The 17,986-nt window shown below is 43.8% G+C and carries 12 protein-coding genes and 1 rRNA gene; 11 read left to right on the forward strand and 2 right to left on the reverse strand.

The window, feature by feature from the left end; all coding sequences use genetic code 11:
• From rrf to IEV61_RS19405, 8 genes are all read left to right on the forward strand, one after another.
• Window positions 1-75, forward strand: a 5S ribosomal RNA gene (gene rrf, locus IEV61_RS20835); the annotation flags it as partial.
• A 296-nt stretch (window positions 76-371) separates the two neighbouring features.
• Window positions 372-1,592: an MFS transporter gene (locus tag IEV61_RS19375; RefSeq protein ID WP_188418721.1), complete on the forward strand. Its 1,221-nt coding sequence runs from the start codon at window positions 372-374 to the stop codon at window positions 1,590-1,592.
• A 176-nt stretch (window positions 1,593-1,768) separates the two neighbouring features.
• Window positions 1,769-3,166, forward strand: coding sequence for a serine/threonine protein kinase (locus tag IEV61_RS19380; protein ID WP_188418722.1), 1,398 nt, complete (start codon window positions 1,769-1,771; stop codon window positions 3,164-3,166).
• Window positions 3,167-3,210: 44 nt separating this feature from the next.
• Window positions 3,211-4,173: a hypothetical protein gene (locus IEV61_RS19385; protein ID WP_188418723.1), complete on the forward strand. Its 963-nt coding sequence runs from the start codon at window positions 3,211-3,213 to the stop codon at window positions 4,171-4,173.
• Between the two features lie 94 nt (window positions 4,174-4,267).
• Window positions 4,268-5,722, forward strand: a complete 1,455-nt coding sequence (locus IEV61_RS19390) for a PP2C family protein-serine/threonine phosphatase (RefSeq protein ID WP_188418724.1) — start codon at window positions 4,268-4,270, stop codon at window positions 5,720-5,722.
• Window positions 5,709-9,803: an FtsW/RodA/SpoVE family cell cycle protein gene (locus IEV61_RS19395; RefSeq protein ID WP_188418725.1), complete on the forward strand. Its 4,095-nt coding sequence runs from the start codon at window positions 5,709-5,711 to the stop codon at window positions 9,801-9,803. Before IEV61_RS19390 ends, IEV61_RS19395 begins: the two co-directional genes overlap by 14 nt.
• Window positions 9,804-9,839: 36 nt before the next feature.
• Complete coding sequence (locus tag IEV61_RS19400; RefSeq protein WP_188418726.1) at window positions 9,840-10,628, forward strand: FHA domain-containing protein; 789 nt, start codon at window positions 9,840-9,842, stop codon at window positions 10,626-10,628.
• Window positions 10,625-12,034: a serine/threonine protein kinase gene (locus tag IEV61_RS19405; RefSeq protein WP_188418727.1), complete on the forward strand. Its 1,410-nt coding sequence runs from the start codon at window positions 10,625-10,627 to the stop codon at window positions 12,032-12,034. The genes IEV61_RS19400 and IEV61_RS19405 overlap by 4 nt, the downstream gene beginning before the upstream one ends.
• Window positions 12,035-12,040: 6 nt before the next feature.
• Here IEV61_RS19405 and IEV61_RS19410 read toward each other — a convergent pair whose 3' ends face one another.
• Together IEV61_RS19410 and IEV61_RS20635 are read right to left on the reverse strand one after the other, a co-directional pair.
• Entirely contained in the window at window positions 12,041-13,546 is a 1,506-nt protein-coding gene (locus IEV61_RS19410) for an MFS transporter (RefSeq protein WP_188418728.1), read from the reverse strand.
• Window positions 13,547-14,025: 479 nt separating this feature from the next.
• The gene (locus IEV61_RS20635; RefSeq protein WP_188418790.1) at window positions 14,026-14,367 is read right to left on the reverse strand and encodes a Rieske (2Fe-2S) protein; all 342 of its coding nucleotides are present in this window, start codon (window positions 14,365-14,367) and stop codon (window positions 14,026-14,028) included.
• Window positions 14,368-14,432: 65 nt separating this feature from the next.
• Here IEV61_RS20635 and IEV61_RS19420 point away from each other — a divergent pair, with 65 nt between their 5' ends.
• From IEV61_RS19420 to IEV61_RS19430, 3 genes are all read left to right on the forward strand, one after another.
• A complete protein-coding gene (locus IEV61_RS19420) occupies window positions 14,433-15,596 on the forward strand; it encodes a zinc-dependent alcohol dehydrogenase (protein ID WP_188418729.1) in 1,164 nt (387 codons plus the stop codon).
• Window positions 15,597-15,880: 284 nt separating this feature from the next.
• The gene (locus tag IEV61_RS19425; RefSeq protein ID WP_188418730.1) at window positions 15,881-16,672 is read left to right on the forward strand and encodes an SDR family NAD(P)-dependent oxidoreductase; all 792 of its coding nucleotides are present in this window, start codon (window positions 15,881-15,883) and stop codon (window positions 16,670-16,672) included.
• A 334-nt stretch (window positions 16,673-17,006) separates the two neighbouring features.
• On the forward strand, window positions 17,007-17,969 hold the full coding sequence (locus IEV61_RS19430) for a glycosyltransferase family 4 protein (protein WP_188418731.1): 963 nt from the start codon (window positions 17,007-17,009) through the stop codon (window positions 17,967-17,969).
• Window positions 17,970-17,986: the final 17 nt, after the last annotated feature.

The raw sequence follows: 17,986 nt of genomic DNA on the forward strand, positions 1-17,986 counted from the left end.
TCCGAACAGAGAAGTCAAGCCCGCCAGAGCCAATGGTACTGCGGTAACACGTGGGAGAGTAGGTCGGCGCCTAATCTTACAATCCAGCCCCTTCATCTTCGATGCAAGGGGCTTTTTGCATTTATACTAATATGCCTTGCGTAATAGTCATGTATGATAGTGAAGGTGGCTTACTGCCTCATTTCTCTAATTGTTGCCGTAGCTAAATCTGCTTGGCTTATTAAAATGCATATATCCACCTTGCTTGTTTCGGTAATGCCATATCATCATCATAAAGAAAAGTGTGGTGATTTCAGCTCTTAAAATAATTTACTTTTGCAGCAAACGTCATAGATTTAACTCTGCCGTTATTCATACATACTACTTATTACATGTTGAACACTTTAACAATTCCCAAACCTATTAAGGAAGAACACAAGGGGATTGCCACTATCTTAGCTTTTGCTCTAATACCCCTATCCGGCTTCGCTACAGACATTTATATTCCATCGCTGCCTTCCATGGCGTTGTCTATTCATGCAACCAATATTCAGGTTCAGCTTACATTAACGCTATTTTTAATAAGTTACGGCGTGGCACAGCTTTTTATAGGAAGTATATTAGATAGTTTTGGGCGTTATAAAATAAGCCTGGTGAGTTTATTGGTATTCGCGTTAGCCAGTATAATTATAGCAACCACACAAAATATTTACCTAATCTACGCCATGCGTGTGGTTCATGGTATTACCGTTGGTGCCGTGGTGGTAGCTAAACGTGCGTATTTTATAGATGTATATGAAGGTGAAAAGCTAAAACATTATCTGAGTTTGTTTTCCATTATCTGGTCAACCGGGCCTATTGTGGCTCCATTCATTGGTGGCTATTTCCAGGTAGCCTTTGGATGGAAATCGAACTTCTATTTTTTAGGTGCCTTTGCTTTGGTGATGGCTGCTTTGGAATTGATTTATAGCGGTGAGTCGCTAAAGCATTTTTCTGAGTTCACTATTAAAGTAATTACTGAAGTGTATATCAGTATGATCAAAACGGTTAGTTTTACACTGGGCATCGTAATGCTGGGTTTAGCCTATTGCATGGTCATGATCTATAATATGACTGGGCCGTTTATTATAGAGCATAACCTGCACCTTTCGCCTGTTATTGCCGGTTATAGTTCACTCGTATTAGGTTTAGCATGGATGACGGGCGGTTTCATTGGCAAAGCGACAATTGACAAACCTTTCTTTAGCCGTATGGTGGTTAATTTGGGTTTCCAGATTTTATTTGTGATCGTGATGTTAGTAAGCATCCGCTATATTGCCAACTTATATTCTTTGATAGGTTTTGCATTTTTAATTCATGTAGCCGCAGGGTTTACTTTTAATAATTTCTTTACTTACTGTTTAAGCCGCTTCCCTAAAAATGCAGGCATAGCCAGTGGACTTACCGGCGGTATCAATTACGTCATCGTTTCATTTTTAAGTTATGGCATCGTTTCGGCGTTTCCAGCTAAAGACGAGTATAACCTTGGCTTTAGTTATTTTACGTTAATTGCCCTTTCTGTGTTGATCATGTTGTTACTGAGAACTAAGAAAGAAAGCTTAAGTGCTGTTTAATACGCTACTTCAACTTGTAACAAAAAGAGGTGATTATTTAAATAGTCAGCTCTTTTTGTTTATTTGTACTAATTGCAAGTATTGCCACAACAAAAATGTATATTAAATGTAATTTACATTCTTGCCCGTTACCATGGCAACCTGTAATTAGGATGTGTTATTTGCTGTAAAATTAAATGAGTAAAGTATTTACAATAACCGAAGGTTTGGAGAACCTGGGCGCACTGCGCACCGGCGGACAAGGTTCTGTATATAAAGGCAGGCGTACAGGTACCGTTTATACGGCCATTAAGCTAATGCCCACGCCTATACATACCGAGAGCCAGGACGATAAAAATTATCGCAACTTTCAAAATGAGGTTACCAAGCTGCAAAAAGTTAACGAGCAGCCCAATCCCAATGTGGTAAAGATCATGAATTGGGGATTGACCGATAGTGGTTCATTTCCTTTCATTGAGATGGAATATATTGAAGGACCAGATTTGTGTGAATTACTGCAACCACCACATGAAAAAATATTCACACTAAAAGAATTGATCAGGGTGGCCGATCAGTTGGCCGGTGCCGTGGCTCATTGCCATAAAGTAGGAGTGAAGCATGGCGACATTAAGAGCAATAACGTAAAATACAATATCCATACGGGTAATTATGTATTACTCGATTTTGGTTTGGCCATCATGACCGAAGAGCAGCGCCGCAGCAGTATACGCCATGCGGGGGCAATCGAGTTTATGGCGCCCGAGCAGCATGAAGGCCATATGCTTCCTCAAACTGATGTATATAGTTATGGAGTAATCTTGTACGAATTACTGGCAGGCGAAGTGCCTTTTCCGTTAAATAGTGGAGGCGAAACTGCCCGCAATGCTGTAATGCTTGCACATATGGAATCGGCGGTGCCAGATCCTTTATCTAAGAGACGCGAAAATTTGCCTACTACCTGGTCGGCCGATAAGCAGATGCAGGAAATGCAGGTACCTTACTGGTTGCTGCAAATTATTGCCAAAAGTTTAGAAAAAGATCCTCAAAATCGCTACGCCAGCGGTGTTGAATTGCAGGAAGCTGTAGTTAATGGTAGTTTATCGGCTGCAGAGAGCTATCCGCAACAACAGCAGATATTGAGCACCAGTGCCTTACAAAAGGAAAATGATCAGCTTAAAGCAAAGTTGTTGCAATTAGAGCAAGCCGGGCCGGTTGAAACCGAGCCTGTTGAAGATGAATCAAGTGTGGTTATTTCTAAGCCGCTGTTCATTCTTTTTGTAGTATTGCTGGTTGTATTTATGGGTTTCTCGGTGTATTCAGCATTTTTCAAAAGGAATGCACAACCGGCGGCCGTTACGCCGCAAGATACTACGTCAACAACAAATAGTAGCGAGCCTATGCGGGTAGATACCGGCGAGCAATATCCAACCATAACGCCCGAAAACAAGCAAAAGGCATCGGATAGCATGGAAAAAACTATCGACAGTGTGCGCAAGGCCGAAGCAGCAGCGGCTGCAAGAAGAGCCAGAGAGCGTCAGGACAGTATTGATAATGCGCAGGCAGATACCGGTGTGGTCATCAATGCGCCTTTGTAATTGATAATCACGCTGCTGTATACACGTTAAAACGAATAACTTTAATGGAATCTAAACCTAATTTTTGGCAACGTATAGGTATTCAGGATTGGTTTTTAACCAATGAAGAAACAGTAAAAACAAACCTGGCACCCTCGCTTACGCCCGATGCCATTTATAAATATATTATTGAAAAATTTCGTGATTCTATAGGCGACCTGTCCTTCGCAGGCCGTATAGTTTTTTATCACGAATTTATCATCAGCTTTAATGCAGAGGATTATAAAGAATTCAACGAGAATAAGCAGGGCATCATAGGCCTCATTATTCAGGAATGTGTTAAAAAGTTTTATGAGATACTTAAGGAATACCGTGATGCCGGTAAAACGGTAGAGCCGTCCGGTTCTAAATGGGTTTTTCGTGTGGTATCGCACCCAGATTACGCTCGTGGCGATAAAGGCTTTATTGGAAAGCTGCTTCCTGATAGTGCCGGCGGAAATCAAAAAAAGGAAGAAAACCTAAGGGTAACCTTTATACCCCGCCAAACAGGTATAGCCCAAACGTTTGATGTAAACCAAGACGTATTAAAAGGCTTTACCTATTACAGTGATGGTTATTTTGAAATACCCTATATAGATGAGCTGGAGTACGACGAAAAAGGGGTTCAAAAGCCTGAGAAAGCCGCCATTGCCCGTTTGGAAACTATAATTCCCGACCCTAAGTTTGCGGGTAAAAAGGTAGAATACCTCATGAATGCCGAAGAAATTGTGGTATCGGGCAGTGAAGAAACCCGTGAAGATGACCATATATTCAAGATTCCGTCAGACTGGGTGAACGTGCCGCACTTGTACATCAGGTACAACAAGGCCGATGGTAAGTTTTACCTCGCATCTTTTGGCGAAATGACGACTTTGAACGAAATGCCTGTTGCGCAAAGCGATATCAATTCGCCTCACTGGGTAGAACTGCCGGTCAATTCGCGCATGTTGTTGAACGGAATAATTGGACTGAACTTATTTAAAGCGTAACATATGTCGCAATTATTGTCAGCAGGACTATTGGTAATTGTGGTATGTTTATTAGCCACACATTTTTTTGACATTAAAAACTCCGGAAAACACAATGGCTGAAAACTATTATGGACTAACCGATACCGGCAGGGTTCGGGGTAATAACGAAGATACTTTTGTAGCCCAGTCAACGGCAGGACACCGGTTAATTTTGGCAGGTGTTATTGATGGTGTAGGCGGTTACAATGGTGGTGAAGTGGCTGCAGCCATAGCCCGCGAAGAAGTGATCAAAGAACTGGGCAACCTGCAGGATGATATCATTGTGGGAATGATCAATGCCATACGGCAGGCCAGCAAAAAAATTTACCAGCGCAGGCAGCAGGAAAAGGAATTGGATAGCATGGCTTGCGTAACTACCCTTGCAGTTGCTGACGTAGAAAATAACCAATTTTATTATGCACACGTGGGTGATACCCGCTTATACCTGCTACGCGATGGTTCACTGGTCAAGATTTCCAAAGATCATTCCTTTGTTGGCTTTTTAGAAGATTCGGGCCGGTTAAGCGAATCGGCCGCCATGAGCCATCCTAAACGAAACGAAATAAATAAAGCATTAGGTTTCGATACCTTAATTGAAACTGACGATGAGTATATAGAAACCGGCAAATCGCCTTTTTTACCCGGTGATGTGCTGCTGCTTTGCAGCGATGGTTTAACCGACATGGTAGACAAAAATACCATGACGGATATACTTACCCAAAATGGTTCTCTCGAAGATAAAGCTCAAAAGCTTATAGCCGCAGCCAACAACAACGGCGGGCACGATAACATAACCGTAGTTCTGGTGCAAAATAGTAAAGTAGCGCAACGCGCCGAGGCTACCATGCCTGCAACTGCAATCAAAAAAAAAGATACCTTAGTTGATAGTACTTCAATGGCTAAGCCTGTTGAGGTGAATAAACATGAGACAACCCAGCCGGTAAATGCACCTGCAAAAAAGGGCAATGGTGTTTTAGTGTTACTAAGTATACTTTGCCTGGCTTTTTTGGCCTCAACGGTTTGGTTTTACTTAAAAGCACAGGAGCCAAGCCAAGCGGCTCAACCAGTTGTGCCTGTAGCAACAGCACCTGAAAAAAATGCTGATGAAATAAGATTGCAGAACGCCATAGATAAGGCTACCGGAAAGGAGTTGGTATTGGCCGATACGGCATTCAAACAACCGATTATAATTACTGATAGCTTAAAGATCAATAAAGACACGCTATACATTATAGGTAACATTACCATCAAGTGCGATTCTTCTTATAAAGGTCCCGCTCTGGTTATAGCTGCTAACTGTAAAAGCACAGGCTTAGAAGGATTAAAATTTGAAGGTTTTACTACGGCTGTGCAATCAGCCAATACTTTTGTAAGTCTCAAGAATGTACAGTTTGTAAACTGCACCAACGGCATACAAAAGGCCTATCCATTCATTATTAATAAGCTCATTACTGTTGATTTGCCGGTAATGCATTACCGTGCCGATACCTTAGCCACATCTACTGCTAAACCTAATGGAACCAAATAAACCTGTACCTGCCGGCCGTGGTAAAGAACGGCTGTTTTTATTGTTGGTTACTATCATTTTTGCCCTGTTGTTTTACCGTTTATACACGGTGATACAATTGCGTTTTGCCGATGTAGAAAAACGGCTGCAAGACGGCACTATTGTAAACCTTAATAGTAAAGACCCGGCAAACCAGTTAAGGCGACTATTAGAAAAAGGCTACTATTTTGACGATAAGCGCGACGTTGACCTTATTGAAACTACGGTTGCCAACCAGATAGGTGTGGGGCAAAAGGTTGATAATATAGGCGAGCTCAACAAGCGTAAGTATTATATTGATGCTGATGAGGCTTTTGTTAAAGGCGGCAAATCGTTCAAAAGCAGGGTGGCTGCCTCCCGCTCATTACTGGGTTACACTGGAGCGGATTCACTACGTTTTATTCAGGAAAAGCGGAATCCACCTGCCTTGCAGTCGGTTACTGATTTGGCCATCGGCTCACATAGCATTGACGGGAAAATTCTGAACAGGGAACAACAACCTGTTGCAGGCGTATTGCTTAGGTTAGAAATGATCTTACCGCAAGACAGCATTATTAACGATGAGCCTACCGAAGACCTGAAAACCATTACAAAAACAGGCAACGGTTTTACGCAGACTTTTTTGCCCGATAGTGCAGGCAAACGCCGTTTACAATCATTAACAGCCTATGCACGCACTGATGCCGATGGTGCCTATAAATTTCAGAATTTACCCGACGGCAAGGCCTTTAAAGTTTTGCCCTTACAGCCGGGTTATCAATTCGGCACATCGCAGGGCGTACAAGAGTTGGATGGTGATGCCAGTTTCACCTTCCATCAATCGCCCCATACTATCAGGCTATTGTCCACACGCGATTTTAATATCCTCAAGAAGGAAAAGTCGCTTATCATACGTACGCCGCAGCAATTTAATCAGTGGTACTGGATCATTGCCGGGAGTTTTCTGGGTGGTTTTCTGCTTATTCATATCTTACTATCCTGGAAATTCAGCGCTGCCGATCAACTGATACTGCCAGTAATTATGATGCTGGTGGGCTTGTCTTTTCTCACCTTGTTAAGTTTACAGGATCCTTTGCGCGATAGGTTTTTAGCTAAAGATACCCTGGTTTACTTATGTATTGGTTTAGCTGGTACGTTTGCCATGCTGCTATTTAATACTCGCAAATTCACCACTGATTTTTGGTTATACCGCATGCTGGTATTTAAAAACGTACGCAGCGCGGCTAATGGCTGGCCATGGGTAGTTTTAGCAGTGGTTTTACTGGCGCTAACCATCACTTTTGGTACAGGCCCGGAGGGTAGCGGCGTTAAAGTGAACCTGTTCGGCTTTCAGCCCAGCGAGATCGTAAAATACCTTATCATCTTATTCCTGGCCGGCTTTTTCGCTGCTAACGAAAAATTGATCAGCGAGTATGCCAGTTGGACCAAGCGCTGGTCATTCTTCTCTTTCGCTTTAATTGCCATCCTGTTAACGCTGATGTTGTTCCTGCTTTTGGGCGATTTAGGACCTGCTATGGTGGTATGCTTTACCTTCATTACGCTCTTTTCTTTTTCGCGCGGCGATTTTGGTTTTATGGCTCTGGCCGTGGTCATTTATGTAATTGCTTCGTGGATATTTAAAAATGTTTGGCTATCTGCACTCATCACTGCAGGCATTGTAGCCTTACTTATGTTTTTCCAGCGCAGGCAATTAAGTGAATCGGCCATTATGGTGCTGGTCATTATGGCGGCATTTTTAACCATCGACCAAATCCCGTATTTAGATAAAGCCTTTCCCGGACCGGTGCAGCGTTTAATTGACCGCAAAGCCATTTGGCAGGATGCCTGGAATAACGAAGTTTATGGCGGCGACCAGGTAGCTAACGGCCTTTGGGCCATGTCGAGCGGAGGGGTATCGGGTCAGGGCATTGGCGAGGGCTTTGCCAAAACCATTCCCGAGGCACATACCGATATGATTCTGCCGTCGATGGGCGAGGAGTTTGGCTGGACAGGAATCGTGTGTATCTTCATGCTATTCTTGCTCTACCTGCATCGTTCCATTTTAATAGGCAGGAGAACGGGTACGCCTTTCCTATTCTATTTATGTGCAGGGATAGGTATATCTACCTTTGTACAATTCTTATTAATTGCCGGTGGTTCTACTGGGGCATTACCATTATCGGGGGTGTCGCTGCCGTTTCAAAGTTATGGCGGTTCGTCGCTGGTGGCTAACTTACTGGCATCCGGATTCTTATTGTCGGCATCATTGGTTAAAGGTACGCCGGTTCAAATGGCCTACATTTCCAAACAGCAAGACAGAAACCTGGTACCCGCTTTAATGGCGGCCTGTTTAGGTATATTGCTGTTAACGGTGAACGTGTCTCGCTACTTATTCAACAATAAAAAGTGGGTAGTACAACCATCCTTGGTGGCCGATAAAAGCGGTGCCCGCATGTTTAGTTATAATCCGCGCATTGCCATATTAATGAACCGCTTACAGGCCGGTGATCTGTATGACCGCAACGGCACATTGCTGGCAACCAGCAAGCCCGAAACCGTTCGCAAGCAAAAAGCAAAGCTCATTAAAGCGGGCATTGCTGATTATAATCTTGATTCGGCCATGCACAAGCGTTTAGACCGTTATTATCCGTTCGATGAGCAAACGTTCTTTTGGACAGGTGATGCCAATACCGGTGTGTTCAGCGGCAGCAGTAATGGTTATTTTGCCGAATATGAACATGCCGCCGAGCTGCGTGGGTTTGAGCTGCCTGCTACCAGTTATAACACCACGGCCAACCGCTACCGCGAAGACCGCTTTTTAGCCCGTGGTGTTAAGGAAATGACGGTGGTTAAGAAAGACTATAGCGCTTTGGCGCCGTTACTGTTGGCAGGTATTAACAGCCCTGAAGTTGAGACTTTCCGCAACCGGAACCGCGATGTGCAGTTGACGGTAGATGCGGGCCTGCAAACCAGCATACAGCGTTCCATCGCTACAGACACGTCGTTGGCAGATAACCGCGTTTCGGTAGTAATTATGGAAGCTAATACGGGAGATGTACTGACGTCGGCCGTATACCCTTTACCCCCGGTACATAACTGGGAACAACTGACCATGAGCAATGCCGAACAAAATCAGCTGGCTTCGTGGATGACGACTTCTGATCTTGGTTTTACTTATGCCACGCAACCCGGGTCAACGGCTAAAGTGCTTACTTCTTTGGCGGCCTTCAACAAGTTGGGCATGGCTGCAGAAGGTAAGCGTTACACCGTAAGCATGGCTGAGCGGATACGTACCAAAGGTTTGGAACCCGACGAAACCGGCGTGATTAGCATGGAGCGCGCCATCGTAAAATCTAACAACGTATACTTTATTAAACTGGCCAACCAAGAGCATTTGCAGGAAGATATGGCCACTTTATATCTTAAAACTGGGATGTTCTTGCATGGTGTGGGTGGTTACTATTATGGCCGCCGCAACGAGAATGCAGCGCAGGAAGAAAAATGGCGCGAGCTTTGGCGCAAAACCGAGTTTAATACCAAGCCACGTTACAACCCTAACAATGTACATAAAACGCGTGCTAAAGGCATATCGGGTATGGCTTGGGGTCAGGGCGAGTTAATTGCCACACCTGCCTCCGTGGCACGTTTAGTTTCGGGGGTAGCCAATAATGGCACTTTGCTTAACAACCGCTATGTGCTTAAAGTAAGCAAAACCAAACAACCCGTTAAAGACGGCATCAAACTGGCTAACAGCCCTCAATACGCTGCACTGCTCCGTCAGTATATGATAGAGCAAAGCGCTCCTAAAGCTTATACTTTGGGTATAGCCGTAGCAGGTAAAACGGGTACGCCCGAGCGAATCTGGAAAAAGCAGCAGATCAACGATGGGTGGTATGTGTTTTTTGCGCCAAAAGCTAAAGGCGGCGGTAACATGGTGGTATGCGTTCGTATAGAAGCTACTAAAGGTTCGTCCGATGCAGTGAAGCTGGCGGGTAAGCACATTATACCTTTCCTGTTAAATAAAGGCTACATTAAGAGCATTGATAACAAACAAGTAAATAACGAAGCGGTTAATGTGGAGTAAACACTAAAAACAGCTACTAACGATATTATAATAGCCATGTTCAATTTTTTCAAAAGTAATGCCGACGAACGCCCAACTGATGTAAAGGGTGTACGTTATGCATTACTGCAATTTATTAAACAAGAACTGCAAAAAGCCGAAGGCGGAGAGGGCAGCAACATTAAAGGACTGAGCCTTTTTCTGACCTGCGATGCCAAAGATCAAACCATGTATGAGGCTGCTGTATATACCGATGAACCAAATGTGTTTAAAGAGGAAATACAAAAGATAGCCGATGATTATGCTTTGGCCTTGCCAGATAGCTGGAACCTGGATGTGCTGTTTTCGCAAGATGTGCCGGCCGAGGCTATTAAGGCAGGTAATGTAAATGCAGCTTTCTTCATTAAAACCAATAAGCATTTTATAAAGCAAAAGGCCACGGCGTATATCATTATTCTGAATGGTGAGGCTGATAAGGAACAATATGAAATTACATCGGAAAGTGGTAAGATCAATATTGGCCGGGATAAAAAGGCGCAGGCCGATGATGGCTTTTTTCGTACTAACCATATCGCTTTCCCATCAGATAGTGCCAATGCGGCCAATAAATATGTAAGCCGTTCACATGCCCATTTGGAATGGAATAATGACAGTGCACACTTTATGATCTTTGCTGATGAAGGCGGCGTACCTCCACGTAATAAGATCAAGATCAAAGTGGAGGCAACTGAAGATATGGCTAAGCTGCACTCCACAGAAATTGGCCACCCGTTAAATGAAGGCGACCAGATCATTATTGGCGAATCTGCCGTATTGCAGTTCAGTTACCAGCCTTTAAGTTCATGAGTAAAGTATTTACCATAGCGGAAGGACTGGAAAACTTGGGTGCATTGCGCACAGGTGGGCAAGGTTCGGTGTATAAAGGTAGGCGTACGGGTACCGTTTATACGGCTATTAAAATGTTGCCAACTCCCATTTATGATGAAAGTGAAGAGGATAAAAACTACCGGAACTTTCAAAATGAGGTAGCCAAGCTTCAAAAGGTTAACGAGCAGCCTAATCCTAACGTAGTTAAAATTTTAAGTTCGGGCGTTACCGAGAGTGGATCCTTCCCTTATATCGAGATGGAATACATTGAGGGTCCCGACTTATGCGAACTGCTCCAGCCACCTCATGAAAAGATATTCACCATAAAAGAGCTCATTAAACTGGCCGATCAGTTAGCCGGAGCACTGGCGCATTGTCACAAAGTAGGCGTTAAGCATGGCGATATTAAAAGCAACAACGTTAAATATAATATTCATACTGGCAATTATGTATTGCTTGATTTTGGGCTGGCCATTTTAACAGATGAGCAACGCCGCAGTAGTATACGTCATGCAGGTGCCATAGAGTTTATGGCACCTGAACAGCACGAGGGACAAATGCTGCCACAAACTGATGTTTACAGTTTTGGCATCATCTTATACGAACTGCTTACAGGGCAGGTACCTTTTCCGCTGAATGGTAACGGAGAAACCGGCCGTAATAATGTAATGCTGGCACACATAGAAACCGAAGTGCCCGATGCCTTAGCTAAACGTAAAGAGAATTTACCTGCAACATGGTTAGAGGAAAAGCAGCATCAGGAATTGAATGTACCAGGCTGGTTGTTACATATCATTAATAAATGTCTTGAAAAAATACCCGAGAACCGTTATACTAACGGCATGGTGCTACAGGAAGCTATAGTGAACGGCAGTATTGCTAATAATGATAGGCATAATCAAGCCTTCTCAACCGCCAATTCATTGGAAGTTGATAATGAGCGTCTTCAAGCGCAGATTCTACAATACCAGCAGGCCGATGCCGAGCAACAAAAGCAGCTCTCGGCTTTACAATCATTAGCTATAGAAACCGGCAGCACGTTTAATTCAACTAAAGGTACTTTTGAGCGCAACCGCCGCATGGTGTATGTGCCTAAAGGATTATTTATAGGATTGGCTTCAGTAGCAGGTTTGTTCATGGCTTTGTTCGCCTATTCCTTTTTTAATAAAGAGGATGCACCCATGGTTGCTTCAAGCAGTTTAACCACGTTGAATAAGCCTTACAAATCACCTTATATTTACATTAAGCCCTACCACGTAAATAAGATAATTGCCACACCTAAGCCGGTAGCATTAAAAGATACTGGAGTTAATACCCATAAACCATTGGGTAAGGCGAAAGGCAGATTCAAAAAGAAACGTAAGAAGTTCTTAGGCATATTTTAACCAAATCTATGCCGACTTTTTATAGGCTGTTGCGGTATGATTTGCCTTGAACAGTTTAATTACTTGTCGCCTTACGGCCAGCGTTGGTGAGTACAAATTGTTGGTAGCCTCGCGACCTATGTTTCGGCGCAATTTATTGCGGAAAGTGGCCCGCATATGGATCACTACCCTGGCGCGATGCGTTTCGCCCTGCTCTTTTACTTTGGCTAAAAGTCTTAAAGATAGCATGGCCAGTATGCCGCCAATAATGAAGAAGTAGTTCCAGCCTTGTAAATTAAGTAGGTTGATAGTCATATGTTTACTTCCGGTTAGCTGGATGTTCCAGGCCAGGGTATTGCCCGCAAAAAAGTCGGCCATTAAGCCACCCATCATGGGGGCAATGGTGGAAAATAAAGCCACAAACATGTTTTTGGCCGACAGGTAAACAATGGCTTCCTTTTTAGGTGCCAGTTTGATGCCTATATTGCTCAAAGCCAAGTTAATACCAGCGGTTGATAAACCACTAACCACATGAATAATAAACAACATAACCAGCGTGGTAACACCCGATGCAGGCATAGCCGTGAAGGCAAACGCCAGTATGCAGGTGATATACAGCGGCGCACAAATGCTGATAATAGTTTTGTTGCTAAACCTGTCAGAATACTTACCCCACAATTTTAACGAGGCAATGCTGCTCAACTGGCTAATAATACCCAGGCCGATAACGTAAGATAAAGGCAGGCCGATGGTCTTCATCATGAAAACGGCAAAGAACGGTGTAGCCAGGTTCAGCGCAAAAGCCCATAAGGAGTTAAAAGCCAGTAGATTTCTAAAGTTTTTGTTTTTAAGCGATTTGCTGAAAAGTTTGAACACCTTGTCGTCCATAGGAGTAGGTTTGGGCTCGGGCGTTTTCAGTAACAGGAAAACGCTCATCATACCTAACACGCCGCCAGCCAAAAATAAGGTGGTGTAAGCGGTAATTTCCTGAGAGGGGTAGTGGGTTTTAACATAATCCAAACACAGGGCGGTAGCCAGGCTTAATGTTACATTGAGGGTTTGAGCCATGCGGCTGCGGTGCGAAAAAAAGCTGCCGAGGCGCTCACCAGGGATCAAATCTTTCATCCAGGAGTTCCAGCTGGCACCGGCTATATCGCCAAAAATATGCTGAAAGAACAAGAGGATCAATAATACCTGTATGGTAGTAGTGCCGCTGAACAGTAAAGGCATAATGCCAATAGCGATCAAGGGCAGGCGCGCCAGTAGGTTGAAAACCGAGGTAATTAACTTACGGTTATTGAATTTTTGCACCAGCCAGATAGAGGCCAGTTGAAAGATGGTGGTAAAGGTGGGCAACGCAGCCAGCATACCCAACTGGAAGTTGCTGGCACCCATATGGATAGCCATAGCGGTTAAGAAAGTGCCGCTGGTAAATACCACCATGGCTTCGGCCGAAAGGCCATCGGCAATAACTAATTTTAATCCTGAATTTAAATCGGTGTTTGTAATATGTTCGGATGGGCGAATATTCATAGCATAAAGCACCCGCACAGCAGGGCCGTTTCTTTGTTGTTTAATAAATAGCTTAATTAGAGGGTAACAGGCTATTAACCTGATTCTTATAAACTGCAAATTAGCTGCCATACTATGCGGCGCTAACTGTAAAGTATAAATAATTGATTTTTAGTTAATTAATCTACAATTAATAGGAGGCTAATCTGTCAGTACTTCAAAAAACGTGGAACGATGCAGAATATTTTTCCGCAGTTTGTGGAGTGTTACGCCACACTTTTACAGATTGGAAACGAGTTTACCCTGAGTTTTAGGAGTAGATTATTTTACATATAACCGCAATATTTCGTCAGAAAAGTAGGTTTTTCTACAGATAATGACATCAAGGTTTTCAAACAGCATTTTTATCGAAACCAATCATTAGCGCACATAAAAATAACCGGCCCGAAAACAGTTTTAACTCCCCGGGCCGGTTTTCAATGATGTAGTCTTGAAGTTTACTAAACGTCTATCTTCGCCAGTCCCTTGGTGGCCGGACCTGTGATCACTTCGCCGTTAATATCATAACGGGCACCGTGGCAGGGGCAGTCCCAGCTTTTTTCTTCACCGTTCCAACTTACAATACATCCTGCATGGGTACATGTAGGGCTTAGTGTATGCAGGGTGCCGGCATCGTCGCGGTAGGCAGCTACCTTCTTACCTTCAAATTTCACTACTTCACCGGTGCCGGGCTGTAGTCCTTTTAAGAAATCTACTTTTTCAATCGAAAGACTCCTGCGGTTTCGCTTTAAGAGTCTTAGGATTGATAAGTTTTTAAGAAAATATTTAATTATAAAAACCAGCGCTTGTTATCTGCGTTAAAAATATGTCTAAACAATTAATATTTAGCTTAATCTGATTATAACTTATGAAAGCAGCAGTTTTTCACAAACCGGGAGATATCAGCGTAGATACCGTTGACGATCCAAAGATTGAGGAAGCAAATGATGTGATCCTCAAAGTGACTTCGACGGCTATTTGCGGCTCCGATCTGCATATTCTCGACGGCGGCATACCACAAACCAAAGACATGATCATGGGGCATGAGTTTATGGGCATTGTAGAGGAGGTAGGCCCATCGGTTCGTAACCTGAAAAGGGGCGACCGGGTAGTAGTGCCGTTCCCCATAGCCTGCGGACATTGCTTTTTTTGCACCCATGGTGCTTCGCCGCATTGTGAAAACTCCAACCATGAACATTATGGTCCCGAAAGTGATTTGTTAGATAATAAGGGTGGGGCTTTGTATGGCTATACCGATTTGTACGGAGGTTACTCCGGCGGACAAGCCGAGTACGTGCGCGTGCCTTATGCCGATGTTAGTCCGCGTATAGTACCCGATAACATGACGGATGAACAAGTGCTCTTCCTGACCGATATTTTCCCTACCGGATGGTCGGCCATTGACTGGGCGCAACTGAAGGGTGGAGAAGTGGTAGCCATTTTTGGTTCGGGCCCTGTTGGGCTGATGGCTCAAAAAGCAGCCTGGATAAACGGTGCCAGTCGTGTAATAGCCATTGACCCGGTAAATTACCGTTTAAAGAAAGCCAAAGAAGCCAATAAGGTAGAGACTTTGAACCCAAACGAGGTAGATGTGGTAGCCGCTATCCGCGAAATGACAGGCGGTCGCGGTGCCGATGTTTGTGTGGATGCCGTAGGTTTCGAGGCAGAACGCTCATTCCTGGATAAAGTGAAGGCTACGCTCAACTTCGAAAAAGGTACGATGAAAGTGCTTGAGATGTGCTTTGAAGCCGTACGCCGCAGTGGTACTGTAACTGTAGTAGGTGTTTATGGTACGCCTTTCGATAATTTCCCTGTACACCGCATGTTTGATAAAGGTATTACCATTAAACAAGGACAGGCACCGGTGCTTAACTATATTGATCATCTAATTGACCTCGTAAAGCAGGAGCGTGTAGTGTTGGATGATATTATTTCACACAAACTACCACTGAGCGAAGCAACCCATGCCTATAACATCTTTAAAAATAAGGAAGATGATTGCGTGAAGGTAGTGCTGAAACCGTGGGGGTAAACCCCTCCCAACCCTCCTTAAAGGGGAGGGCTTTTGAATAGGAAATTTAAATAACACTAATAACATGAAGTTTATCCCAAGTCTTTTCCACAAGGCTATTTTAAAAGAAATGTCAATGCGAGGAGCGATAGCGACGTGACAACCGCAAGGATGCAATATAAACGCGTGCGATTGCCACACTACACTCGCAATGACATGAATTATATTATAGCTTATGAAAATAAGGCTTTTAAAGCCCTCCCTCCCGGGGGAGGGTTTGGGAGGGGCTTCTTAATTATCAAACCATGGAAAACAACAAGTATGCGTTAATAACCGGTGCCTCAAGTGGTATTGGCTATGAACTGGCCAAACTATTTGCGGCCGATAAGTACAATTTGGTGCTGGTGTCGCGTAACCAGCAGGAACTGGATAACCGTGCGGCCGAATTGAGGCAACATGGAGTTGAGGTAATTACCATTGCTAAAGACCTTTTTAACCGCCAGGAGGCTTTTGACCTTTATGATGAAGTGAAACGCCGCGGCCTGCACATAGATGTGCTGGTGAACGATGCCGGGCAGGGCTTGTATGGTGAGTTTAAAGACACCGATATTAACCGCGAGCTAAGCATCATCGACCTGAACATTGCATCGCTCGTGATATTGACCAAACAGTTTCTGCAAGATATGGTAGCCCGCAACGAAGGTAAGATTTTGCAACTTGCCTCTGTTGCCAGCAAGCTTCCAGGTCCATGGCAGTCGGTTTATCATGGTACCAAAGCCTTTGTACTCTCATTTACCGAAGCTATACGCGAAGAGCTGAAAGACACCAACATCACTATTACTGCCCTGATGCCGGGTGCAACAGATACCGGCTTTTTTGATAAAGCAGGTATGCAAAACAGCAAGATTCTGGAAGATAAAAGCTCGTTGAGCAATCCGGCCGATGTAGCTAAAGATGGTTACGAAGCTTTGCAGGATGGTAAGGACAAAGTAATATCGGGCCTGAAAAATAAGGTGCAAATTGCAATGACCAACCTAACGCCCGACAGCACCGTTGCTCACCTAATGAACGAGCAGCAAAAGCCTTCGGACAAGTAACTTAAATTTAACATTAAATATGCCTTTCGTTAATTAGTACGAAAGGCATTTTTGTAATATGAAACGTTTACTGAACAGTGATAGTCTACTACAATATACAATTCCTAAACAAGGCCTGAAATCTGCGTTTAAACATCTAAAATAGATGAAATATAATTGATTAGCTACTGTTAATCAGTTGAATAACCGCTTGTTTCTCATGTACGTGTTTGCGACTATCTGTGTTTAAAGTTTATTTAATTACTTATAAGTAACTATTTGTTATTAATAATATAGAAGTGGTGCCATTATTGTTGGTTGAAAATGCAACACTTTCAATTATTATTTAACTTACATGAAAATCTTTACCTGGCATATACACGGCAGTTACCTCTTCTATTTATCGCAGGGAAACTATACCATTTATATACCAACCAAACCTGAGAAAACAGAAGGCTACTACGGTCGGGGCGAAACATTTCCGTTTGGTAACAATGTAGTAGAAATACCTGCTGACGAGGTGAAAAACCATGAGTTTGATTGCATTCTTTATCAAACAAATCAAAACTACCTTAAAGACCAATACGAGATTCTTTCTGCCGAGCAACGCGAGTTGCCCAAGGTTTATATAGAGCACGATCCACCGCGTCAGCATCCAACCGATACCAAACATATTTTAGATACGCCCGATGTTACTTTAGTACATGTAACGCACTTTAACCGCTTAATGTGGGATAGCAATAACACGCCAACCCGAGTTATTGAACACGGTGTAACAACAGCACCGGTTGACTACACGGGCGAAATTCCGAAAGGCATTGTGGTGATTAATAACCTGCCTGCCCGTGGCCGCCTGTTAGGGCTTGATGTGTTTTTGGAAGCACGCCAGCATGTACCGCTCGATTTAGTGGGTATGGGCACCGGCAATTTAGGCTTAGGCGAGGTATTGCATCCGCAGTTGCCCGAGTTTCAGAGCCGTTATCGTTTCTTTTTTAACCCTATAAGGTACACCAGTTTGGGCTTAGCCGTTTGTGAAGCCATGATGATGGGGATACCCGTAGTTGGGTTAGCCACTACCGAACTTTCGGCCGTGATTGATAATGGCTACTCGGGCTTTATCCATACCGATATTAATTACCTCATTGATAAAATGAACCTGCTCATCAGTGATCCTGAACTTGCCCGCGAAATAGGGCAGAACGGTCGCAAGGTAGCTTTGGGCCGCTTCAACATACAGCGCTTTACTAACGATTGGGAACAATTGTTTGCCGAAGTAACTGCCAAACATGCCAAAAAATTACCAGCCGCTTCTTTATAATACCGCTTGTCTTCAAC

The organism is Mucilaginibacter galii (assembly GCF_014635825.1).
Classification (GTDB): domain Bacteria; phylum Bacteroidota; class Bacteroidia; order Sphingobacteriales; family Sphingobacteriaceae; genus Mucilaginibacter; species Mucilaginibacter galii.